The following is a 10,554-nucleotide window of genomic DNA, read 5'->3' as shown; positions in this document are numbered from 1 at the left end:
ATCCCTAGCGCTCGGCGTAAGTTTTGATTAGCTAGCTCTTAGGCATTGCATCTACGATTCAGTCTCGAACTTATTAGCTGAAAGCCGAAAGCTCTAAAATGACTTAAAACTTAACACAAGAGTACCCAAAGTTTCCACTTTCAGCTATCTTGGCAAGTAGCTCGCTTGATTTCCTTGTCAAAAATAGATCTTCGAGGTTATATTCAGGTTAAAATTTGATAGAGTAACGTCTCAATAGCTTTGCATTCGCCTAATATACTCGGTAAAATCTGAATTTTACTGATAGTAGCAAAGTAAGTTGCTACCTTTAGCATCTAGAATTTTTTAATTTGTTAAGTCTTGAAAAACCTTAACCTAATTCTAATACTGGCTACTATTTATTCAGGACGACCATTCGAGCTTCTTGTCACCTGCTCCTTATTTTGAAAAAAAATAAGCGCGAGCTAATGTTAGATAGAAGAAACGAAGTAACAACTTGCAAGCACAGATAGAATAAATACATGAGTACTCAAACAACCATATTTGAGAATATCTAGACTCTATAAATATGTGAAATTTACCGCTGTATTTCTATTTCGTAATTTTTTTGATTTGAGAATGAGAAACACTGACAACAATAACGATCGATCGTCTCTCAATCAATGGTGTATATCTTTTGATAGTAGGTCAGTCGGCGATCGATCGCCAGAATTTTGAGGAAAATTAATGCCAAAACAGATTATTATTGCAGAACAGCATCATATAGCTGCTGTCTTCTGGGAAGAACAAATACAAGAATTAATTGTTGCTACGGGTCATCAACAGGTTAGCGATATCTATCTAGGAACTGTTGAGAATATTATTCCTGGTATCGATGCTGCCTTTGTCAATATTGGAGATAGCGAGCGCAATGGGTTTATTCACGTTACAGATTTAGGCCCATTACGTCTTAAGAAATCCGCAGCAGCAATCACAGAACTTTTAGTTCCCCATCAAAAAGCTCTAGTTCAGGTTATGAAAGAACCGACGGGGAATAAAGGACCAAGATTAACTGGTAACATCACATTACCAGGACGTTATTTAGTTTTGATGCCCTATGGCAAAGGAGTTAAACTATCTCGCCGAATTAAAGATGAAAACGAGCGCAGTCGTCTGAGGGCTTTGGCAATTTTAATCAAACCCCCAGGTATGGGCTTATTAATCCGCACCGAAGCAGATGGCAAAGCCGAAGAAGCCATCATGGAGGATTTAGAGTTTCTCCAGAAGCAGTGGGAATCGATTCAATATCAAGCCAATTATGCCAAACCTCCTGCTTTGCTCAATCGAGATGACGATTTTATTCAAAAAGTTTTGCGCGATACTTTTACGGCAGAAGTTAATACCATTGTGGTAGATTCTCCATCGGGAGTTAAAAGAATCAAACAGCAGTTGGCTAATTGGAGTAGTGGACGTTCGCCTCAAGGGGTGTTTATTGACTCCCACCGCGAACAGCAGCCAATTTTGGATTACTATCGCGTCAATGCTGCAATCCGCGAAGCTCTCAAACCCAGGGTAGAATTGCCCTCTGGTGGATATATTATCATCGAACCGACAGAAGCTTTGACAGTGATTGATGTCAACTCAGGGTCGTTCACCCGTTCTGCTACTGCCAGAGAAACAGTATTATGGACGAACACCGAAGCAGCAACAGAAATTGCTCGCCAACTAAGGTTACGTAATATTGGCGGTGTAATTGTGGTAGATTTCATCGATATGGATTCCCACAGAGACAAAATCAAACTACTCGAACATTTCAACAAAGCTCTTAAAGGAGATAAGGCTCGCCCGCAAATCGCACAGTTATCGGAACTCGGCTTAGTCGAACTGACTCGCAAGCGTCAGGGTAAGAATATTTACGAACTATTCGGTCAAACCTGCCATACTTGTGGTGGTTTGGGACAAATTGCTCATTTACCTGGCAAACAAGAAGCAGAATCTATTGAATCTGTTCCTATAGTTACTCCTGCTGCTATTCGCGAACCTGCCAATAGCATCCGTCCTGTAGTAATTCCCCCGCCAGCCTCTAAAGCAGACAGAATTGAATTAGCCAATAATTCAACTCCAGAAACAGCACATGAAAATGACAATCGTTCTTTAGATTTAACCAACCATCCTAACTATCAAGAACAAGCCAATGGTAATAATGGTAATCGTCGTCGTCGTCGCAGTCGTCGCAACGATTTGTTGATCAAAGACGAACTGATGGAAGCAGAAAATGAAAATAATGAGAATATTGATAATAATAACAACGAAGATCGCAAATCTCGCGGTTCGGGAAGAGGTTCTCGCCGAGATGAAGCAAACTTAGAAAAAGTTACTGTGGAAATGGGCGAACTAGAGCAAGAAATATACGCTTTAATGGGTGTTTCTCCTTTAATTTATGCCGAACAAGAAGATAAAGACCCCAAATCAGTATTGGTTTATGTCAAGAAGCCTGGAGAAGAATTACCAGAATTAGAGACAATTGATACTGCCCAAGAGTCTCAGGAAGAAATACCAGAAGAAGTAGAGACTAAGCCCAAAACCAGAACGAGAAAAACCAGAGCTAGAAGTAAAGTAGAAGTTGATGTTGCTCCAGAAACATCGTCAGAAAAAGTAGAGGAAATTGTAGAGCCAGAGTCAACTGAACCAGAAGCAGAAGTAGCAGAGACAACAGAAGCAGAATCTACACCAGAAGAAACTCCTACAAAAGTTCGTCGTCGTCGTCGCCGTCGTTCTTCTGCACTTCAAGAAGCTTAAGTTTGATTTGAAAGACGAACGAGTGTGAAAGAAAAGATAACTTTTGACGATTCTTTGCTAGCGGAGTTTACAAATACAGCTACTTTAGTTGCAGGAGTAGACGAAGTTGGCAGAGGATCTCTGTTTGGTTCTGTAGTTGCAGCTACAGTTGTTTTGCCTCTAGCTAATATTACTCAATTAATTGAGATTGGCGTTAAAGATAGCAAAAAACTATCTCCGAAAAAACGTCAGCAACTAGTCCCATTGATTGAAGAAGTTGCAACCGATTATTGCGTTCGTTGCGCTACAGTAGCTGAAATAGATAAGCTAAACATTCTACAAGCTTCTTTATTAGCAATGAAACGAAGTGTCCTAGATTTACAATTGACTCCTGATATTTGCTTGATAGATGGCAATTTTCTAATTCCCGACTTGTCTTTAAACCAAAAAACGGTTATCAAAGGAGATTTACGATCGCCCGTCATTGCAGCGGCTAGCATTTTAGCTAAAGTTTGGCGGGATGAATCGATCTTTAGTTTGGCAGAAAAGTATCCTCAATACGATTTGGCAAAAAATAAAGGCTATCCTACCGCCAATCACCGTTTGGCAATCCAAAAATACGGTATTTCTCCCGAACACCGTCGTTCTTTTAAATCTTGTCAGATTGATTAGATTTAGATCGTAAGGATTCATAAATTACCGTAAAATCTCGATCGCCCGATCCCTGTTTAATTGCCTGTTGAAAAATTTCTTGGGTAAGATTGGCTAGAGGTAAAGGAATTTGACTTTCATAACCTGCGATCGCAATCATTTGTAAGTCTTTTTGCATCCATTTGAGAGGAAATTCGACATCGTATTCGATTCGTTCTAATTTTTCTCTTTTACTAGCTGAAGGCGATCGATTTGCTCATAAGTTTTTATATAAAATTAGATTCTTTGTTAAATTGAATATTTATTAATGTAGTTTTTAGGTGAAGTACTGTGTTTAATACGAATAACTATTATTCAATAATTATTAAAATTCTAAAACAATATCAAAATACTTCTCTTTTTACCAGATAGAATTACAAATTGTCGTAGCCGTTGGATTTTAGAAAATCTTTGGAAATATTCAAGATTACCACTAAATACCAAAAATAATCCCTCAGAAACAATGCGATCGCTAGATAAGTTTCTTGATTTTTTATTTGGCGATCGACAAGTAGAATACGAACCAGATTTGGAGGAATTAGAAGCAAGACAGTTACCACTTCCTTTAAAATACCTCTACGCATTTATAGGTAAGTATCCGAGTGATAGCGAAACTCATCAATTCATAATTAAACTAGATGCAGTTTATATCTGAAAATTATTTAACAAAACCTTTCCCCCTTCCCCTTTCACCTAATTCGAGCATTAGTTGCGGCGAACAGTAACGCCTTACTTTGCGCCTGTCGGCGGCGCGGTGAGACAGTCCGTTGCGGTGAGGCACTTTCGGTGGGCGGGTTCCCCGACTTGAGAAAAGTGCCGAATCCGAAGGAGTCTGTGACCCGTTGAAGGAACTGTCGAACCCTTTAGGGGGTCTCGAATTTACCCAACCTCAACAGATTAATCTATTTCTCAAAGCTTACTAATATCCAAGATCGGGAGATAGTTTGTTAGATTTAGATACAGAGCTATTTTCTTGAGATGCCCAAATGCGATAATCTTGAATTAATTGAGTAGTTAATTTACTTTTAATTCTACCGAGAACGCTTTTAAGCAGTTTATTCCCTGCCCTTTCCAAAAATACTTTAGGAGTAAACATCAAAGCAGCAGGTAACTCTACTCCCACTTCCAGATCCGATTGACCTTCTAGGGTAGTTTGTCCGTTAGCTTCGTGAGGATACAAAACTCCTTTCAGTTTGAGAGAAAAACGTTTATTAATATAATCAATCCCTTCAATTTGACAACCAACCGATTGCAAATATACACTGCCGTTAGAACCAGACCAGACTTTGAGCAAAACAATGGGTTGAAAGTGATATATTTCCATAAAATTAATGGGTCGCATTTTCAACTCATACACATCGTCAGATACTCGTTTCATCAGTTGAGGATCGGAGATAGCGTTTACCAGTCTTTTGGGTTGGCGTAAATAATGTTTAATGGGGGTTTCTTCATTAACGATAGAGATCCGAACTGATTCTGATGCGCTAAAACTAACGTACATAAGTGAAATTACTGAAGTTTTTTGTTATTTATTAATTTTAAGTTACATTTCGTGACCAAGCGATTCATATGTTAAAAAATTAATACTTTCGCTCACTTCTTTATCTCAAACATACAATTTTTATGAATTTATCTCTTGCTTATTTGGGGCCTACAGGAACTAATTCAGAAACTGCGGCTTTAGCTTATGCAAATTGGTTGAGTAATGAATACCAGCAAGAATCTACTCTTTGCCCTTATCCTAGTATGGCTTTGGCATTACAGTCTGTTGCTAGAGGGAAAGTAGATCGGGCAGTAGTGCCGATCGAAAATTCTATTGAAGGAAGTGTCACTCTTGTCCTAGATACTCTTTGGCAAACAGATAATCTTCAGGTACATCAAGAATTAACCATTCCTATTTTTCATGGACTACTATCCTATGCCCATAAATTAGAAGAAATTAAAATAGTATATTCTCATCCTCAGGGTTTGGCGCAATGTCAAAAATGGTTGGAAAACTTTTTACCTCAAGTTCAACTAGTTCCCACAAAATCTACTACTGAAGGAATTAGTTTTCTCCAGGAAGATCCAACTGCTGCTGCGGTAGCTTCCCCCAGGGCAGCAGAATTATATGAAGTACCTTTATTAGAAAAAGATATTAAGGATCGTCCTGACAATTGCACTCGTTTTTGGATCGTTAGTCGCGATGAAAGTAAGTTTGGCAGTCATCTTTCCCTTGCTTTTAGTTTGCCCGAAAATGCTCCTGGAGCATTAATGAAAGCCTTAGAAATTTTTGCCCGTCGAGAAATCAACTTAAGCAAAATTGAATCTCGTCCTAGCAAACGTTCTTTAGGAGAATATATCTTTTTTATCGATTTAGAAGGCAATTCTCACGATTCCGAAATTAATGATGCTTTAGATGAATTATCTTCTTGTACTGAAGTATTAAAAATATTTGGTAATTATACTCTCTTAGATGTCAATCTGAATTAACAATTACTTAGTACAGAACAAAATTTAATGAGTAAAATTGTTGACTAGGTTGTAGTTGTAGCTTGAATCTCTGCTTCAGTGATTTCCCGCAGCCGTACTTCATCTCTTTGAGGATCGGAACGAGTAACCTGCATTTCCAATCGCTCTCCCAAAGAAACAGGGCGATCGAAACGATGGGGTAATTCTATACCCAAGTCTTCAATTAAAATCAAACCCAGGTTCTCATCTTCTCGCAGCCAACGCAGCACTAATACTCCCCAAATACATTCGGCATTGCGTCTTAAATATTCCAAACACCAGTAACGATTGGTTTGACGTTCTACTAGTGTTGCTTCGTAGGAAGAATTGCTAACGCTATAGACAATTTCTTGTAGATCTTCCCTGGAAAAAGGCAACTCATCTCCTTTTAAGTGAGCCTTGATCTGAAAATGGGAAAGCAAGTCTGTATAACGGCGAATGGGAGAAGTAACTTGCACGTAGCTATCTAAACCCAAACTGGCATGGCGAATGGGAGACATACTCATCTCACTGCGAGGCATACAACTACGTATGGCACAAAAACGAGTTGGCCCTGGAGGAAGTTGCAGTAATTCTTCTTCGGTCGGAAGTTCGGGTTGGGGTTGACCCCGATAGGGTAAAGGTAAATTGTGTTCTGTACCGTAAGTCCCTCCAATTTGACCAGCCAAGATCATCATCTCGGCTACTAGTTGGCGAGAAGGAGAACTGTCAATGAGTTCGATGGTTACTTCTTCATTATCTTTAACTTTGATAATTGATTCGGGCATCTTAATTTGAATTGCCCCTTGTTCTTTGCGCCAACTTCTTCTCAAATAAGAACTTTTTGCCAGTTCGGAAATTTCGGGTTCGTTTTGAATGCCCAACTGTAACATCTCGTCTACATCATCGTAAGTGAGGCGATAAGTAGGTTTAATTAAGCTGGAGTGAATTTCGTATTCCTTAATGCCTCCAGATTCGTCGAGAATTACCCCAAAACTCAGAGCAGAACAAACTTTCCCTTCTACCAAACTCATTGGTCCTGTTGCCAATTCGGTAGGGAACATAGAAACCATTCCCGTAGGCAAATAAAGACTAGTGCTACGACGACGAGCTTCTAAATCTAATTCGTCTCCTGGATTAACTATACGAGTCGGATCGGCAATATGAATCCAAATTTTAGCAGTACCATCATCTAAATATTCGACGCTCAAGCCATCATCGATTTCGGTGGTACTTTCATCGTCGATGGTACATACTTTGAGGTGAGTTAAATCAAAACGCTTATCTTCGGTATCAGCGGGATCGGATTTTAGACGGGGTTGCACCACATCAAGCACCTTTTTAGAGAAGTTTACGGGATAGGAACTGCGACGTAAAAATAAGTTTTCATGTTTACTCCACCATCCTATATCTACAAGAAGATTAAATGCACCGCGATCGTCGGCGTTTCTCCCAATTTCTTTGAGGATTTCTGGAGCTACCTTAGAATTTCCTTCTGCTGCTAAGGCTAGTTTTTCAATCGATTCTAGGCGCGAGCGATCGCTTTCCGTCCAGTCGATTTTTTCTCCCGCCAATGCCTGTTGGAGATGGTCGATAAATTCGGTTTTTTCTCGTTCTTTTTGCTCTTGAACTTCTAATTGATGCTTGATTTCTTCAACTTGACTTGCCGATCGCGGTTCGTAACGATCGCCTTTCTTTTTAAAGAATATTTTGTCCTGACTTAGTAGGGAATGAGCGGCATAACACAGGGCTGGACTACTGTCTGAAAATAAAAGCTCTGCCATTTGTTGCGGAGTTGCACTTTCACCGTCTTCAATTAAAATTTCCCAAGCTACTTCTAAACTGCTGGGATCTAAATAGGGTTCTACTTCTGCTAAAAAGCTGGCGATCTCTGAAGGCTGATAGAGAACGCCTTCTACTGTATATTCAACTCGCTGAGGGCGTATTTTGTGATGTTGCCCCCCTGCATCTACAACGATCCAGTCTTTTTTACCTTCTGGTCGTTCGGCAACTGCAAGACGACGTTCTCCTTGCACTCTGAATTCAATCAGCTTTCCTTGTTCCACCAGCTTTGCACTTGAAATTTGCTTTACAATACCATCTTACAGTCGTACGCTTCTACTCGCGAATTTTCCGTCACGGTAAGTAATATCTTTGTTCTAACCTTCTGTATTAACAAAAGGTAGTAAAGCGATCGCCCTAGCTCTTTTTACAGCTACAGTTAAATCTCTTTGTTGTTGTGCTGTTAGACCAGTAATGCGACGGGGAAGAATTTTACCTCTTTCAGTAATAAATTTACGCAGCAATTCGATATCTTTGTAGTCGATAGGGTCGCTGGATTTAATGGGGGAAAGACGCTTGCGGTAGTATGCCATGATGATTATTTAATAAGCTGTTTTTTCTAGATTGATTACTTGATTTCTTTGTGAACTGTGTGCTTGTTGCAATGGGTACAGAATTTTTTTAATTCCATTCTGCCTGTAGTATTGCGACGGTTTTTGTTAGTAGTATATCGAGACACCCCAGGAGAACGCTTACTTATGTTCGTTCTACATTCTGTGCATTCTAAAGTGACAATAATGCGAACGCCTTTTTTACTTGCCATGATTTGTGCTTTGTTGTTTTGACTTAAGTATTATTTATACGTTTACTTATATAAACACGCAGTTTACTATTTTCGCATACGAGCTTGAATTTGACCAAATATTTTTTTAAGCCTTAAGTCTAGAGAAAATCCCCGTTCGGTTTGAATCGACAAAGTCTTTGCCAGGCGATCGTGTCCTGCTAAATTGGTTTCATCATCGATCAGTGCTAAAGAACAGTCTATGGCTAGGGGACTGATTAGAAGCAGCATGGACAAACCGTTAGTAAAATTTTGCAATCCCGCGATCGCCAAAGCTGCACCAATGCCCGCCATCAATTCTCTTTTATTCAAACTCAGTAAGTCGGGAGTGCGATTGTAACGGGGGTCGATTATTCTGATATCAAATAACCAATTGCCCAGACTTTGCCCGCGATTTTTATCGACAATTAGCACCCGCATTACCCACCAAAAAGGCAAAAATACCAGCCATTGAACGATGAGATTGCTAGCGAAAAAAGAACTAACAAACCAAACCGTCAAAAAATCAACGGCAAACGACCAAAATCTTCGATCTAAAGGCACTTTAGGATATCTTCTGTAGTCGGGTTTATAAAGTCGATAGTCGTCATCGTACATAAGCTCTTGGCATTCAAATTTGAAAGTTTTTGAGAATAAATTGTTTAATTATTTTATCCTTTAGAAACTAGTAACTGTCGATCGCACAAGTTTCAAGATTAACTAGCTAAATTTTTTATTATGAGTTTAAAAGAAGTTCAACAAAGCAAAGGCGCGACTTTTGACGATCGGGGAATTCCTCTCAGTTTCCATAATGACTCCGAGGCAATGGCAGCTATTAAAAACAGTGTAGCAATTTGCGATCGCTCTCATTGGGGAATAATTAAAATTACAGGGGATGATCGCTTGCGTTATTTGCACAATCAAAGCACCAATGATTTTGAGAAGCTGAAACCAGGAGAAGGTTGCGATACGGTTTTTGTAACTTCTACGGCTCGTACTCTAGATTTGGCAACGGCTTATGTGACTAAAGATGCGGTAATTGCCATAGTTTCTCCCAACCGCAAAGAAGAATTGTTAGCCTGGTTAGATAAATTTATTTTTCCCTTCGACAAGGTAGAATTAACCGATATTTCGGCAGAATATAGCGCGTTTAGTTTACTAGGAGATAATAGTAAAAGCTTACTAGCACAAATAGCTACAGATTCGATCGAGCTAGAAAATCCAGGGTCTCATCAAGAAATTGCGCTCGCCGATATTCCCGTACGGGTTGGCATGGGTAGTGGTTTGGCGACTCCTGGCTATACTTTAATCGTCGAACGAGAACAAGCAGCAACTGTCTGGTCGAAAATAGTCGCATCGGGAGCAATTCCATTTGGAGATTGCTTGTGGGAAAAATTACGCATTCAACAGGGAAGACCAAAAAGCGGCATCGAACTCACAGAAGATTATAATCCTTTGGAAGCAGGGCTTTGGCAGACTATCTCTTTTGAGAAAGGTTGCTATATCGGACAAGAAACCATTGCCCGCCTCAATACTTACAATGGAGTTAAACAAAAACTCTGGGGAATTCAATTAGAACAAGCCGTAGCACCCCTTACGCCAATTACCCTGGAAGATAAAAAGGTGGGCATTCTAACGAGCTACACCGACACAGATAGTGGTTGTTTTGGCTTGGGCTACATTCGCACCAAAGCGGGCGGGGAAGGCTTAGAGGTGATGGTTGGGGATGTCCCAGGCAAAGTGATCTCTGTCCCTTTTATCAGCCACAATTAAGTTAGGTAGTGGGTAGTAGGTAGTGGTTAATGGGCATTGGTGACAAATTAACGCTTTGTGTTTAAAGTCAAACGCTTTCAAGTAATAAGTAATAAGTAATAAGTAATACAGCAGTTTTCATCTAAGTCAGGTTCTATGATCTCAAAACTGTCCTAAAGCCTAAAGCCTAGAGCCTAGAGGCTTTATCTTCTAGTTACAGCTTTTGCGTAATATCAGTAAATATTAAAAACTTATGAATAAAACTATCGATAGTAGTTGACTAAAGATAAATTAGCTTAACTTGT

The 10,554-nt window shown here is 39.6% G+C and carries 11 protein-coding genes; 4 read left to right on the top strand and 7 right to left on the bottom strand.

What is annotated here, in order from left to right:
* Positions 1-705 precede the first annotated feature (705 nt).
* Both rne and AC33VI_RS05225 read left to right on the top strand, forming a co-directional pair.
* Complete coding sequence (rne, locus tag AC33VI_RS05230) at positions 706-2,757, top strand: ribonuclease E (RefSeq protein ID WP_491781209.1); 2,052 nt, start codon at positions 706-708, stop codon at positions 2,755-2,757.
* 24 nt (positions 2,758-2,781) lie between these two features.
* Complete coding sequence (locus AC33VI_RS05225; RefSeq protein ID WP_491781208.1) at positions 2,782-3,408, top strand: ribonuclease HII; 627 nt, start codon at positions 2,782-2,784, stop codon at positions 3,406-3,408.
* Here AC33VI_RS05225 and AC33VI_RS05220 read toward each other — a convergent pair.
* The 3 genes from AC33VI_RS05220 to AC33VI_RS05210 form a co-directional block, all read right to left on the bottom strand.
* Positions 3,386-3,598 carry an NAD-binding protein gene (locus AC33VI_RS05220; RefSeq protein WP_491781210.1) on the bottom strand — a complete coding sequence of 71 codons (213 nt, stop codon included), beginning with the start codon at positions 3,596-3,598 and terminating at the stop codon, positions 3,386-3,388. The two genes, AC33VI_RS05225 and AC33VI_RS05220, sit on opposite strands and share 23 nt — an antisense overlap.
* Before the next feature lie 202 nt (positions 3,599-3,800).
* Positions 3,801-4,010: a hypothetical protein gene (locus AC33VI_RS05215; protein WP_491781207.1), complete on the bottom strand. Its 210-nt coding sequence runs from the start codon at positions 4,008-4,010 to the stop codon at positions 3,801-3,803.
* Positions 4,011-4,345: 335 nt separating this feature from the next.
* Positions 4,346-4,927 (bottom strand): DUF1997 domain-containing protein, encoded by a 582-nt coding sequence (locus tag AC33VI_RS05210; protein ID WP_491781206.1) that lies wholly within the window; start codon positions 4,925-4,927, stop codon positions 4,346-4,348.
* A 122-nt stretch (positions 4,928-5,049) separates the two neighbouring features.
* On the opposite strand from AC33VI_RS05210, the gene pheA reads away from it, so the two are divergent.
* Positions 5,050-5,898 (top strand): prephenate dehydratase, encoded by an 849-nt coding sequence (gene pheA / locus AC33VI_RS05205; protein WP_491781205.1) that lies wholly within the window; start codon positions 5,050-5,052, stop codon positions 5,896-5,898.
* 44 nt (positions 5,899-5,942) lie between these two features.
* Here pheA and AC33VI_RS05200 read toward each other — a convergent pair whose 3' ends face one another.
* The 4 genes from AC33VI_RS05200 to AC33VI_RS05185 form a co-directional block, all read right to left on the bottom strand.
* Positions 5,943-7,961, bottom strand: coding sequence for a ribonuclease catalytic domain-containing protein (locus AC33VI_RS05200; RefSeq protein WP_491781204.1), 2,019 nt, complete (start codon positions 7,959-7,961; stop codon positions 5,943-5,945).
* A 93-nt stretch (positions 7,962-8,054) separates the two neighbouring features.
* Complete coding sequence (gene rpsR, locus AC33VI_RS05195; protein ID WP_491781203.1) at positions 8,055-8,270, bottom strand: 30S ribosomal protein S18; 216 nt, start codon at positions 8,268-8,270, stop codon at positions 8,055-8,057.
* A gap of 35 nt (positions 8,271-8,305) precedes the next feature.
* Positions 8,306-8,500 (bottom strand): 50S ribosomal protein L33, encoded by a 195-nt coding sequence (gene rpmG / locus AC33VI_RS05190; protein ID WP_491781202.1) that lies wholly within the window; start codon positions 8,498-8,500, stop codon positions 8,306-8,308.
* Between the two features lie 66 nt (positions 8,501-8,566).
* On the bottom strand, positions 8,567-9,115 hold the full coding sequence (locus AC33VI_RS05185; protein WP_491781201.1) for an RDD family protein: 549 nt from the start codon (positions 9,113-9,115) through the stop codon (positions 8,567-8,569).
* A gap of 120 nt (positions 9,116-9,235) precedes the next feature.
* Between AC33VI_RS05185 and ygfZ the strand changes: the two genes are divergently transcribed.
* Positions 9,236-10,270 (top strand): CAF17-like 4Fe-4S cluster assembly/insertion protein YgfZ, encoded by a 1,035-nt coding sequence (gene ygfZ, locus AC33VI_RS05180; protein ID WP_491781200.1) that lies wholly within the window; start codon positions 9,236-9,238, stop codon positions 10,268-10,270.
* The last annotated feature ends 284 nt before the right edge of the window (positions 10,271-10,554 follow it).

The organism is Waterburya sp., from assembly GCF_058530065.1.
This window is presented reverse-complemented; position numbering and strand designations above follow the sequence as displayed.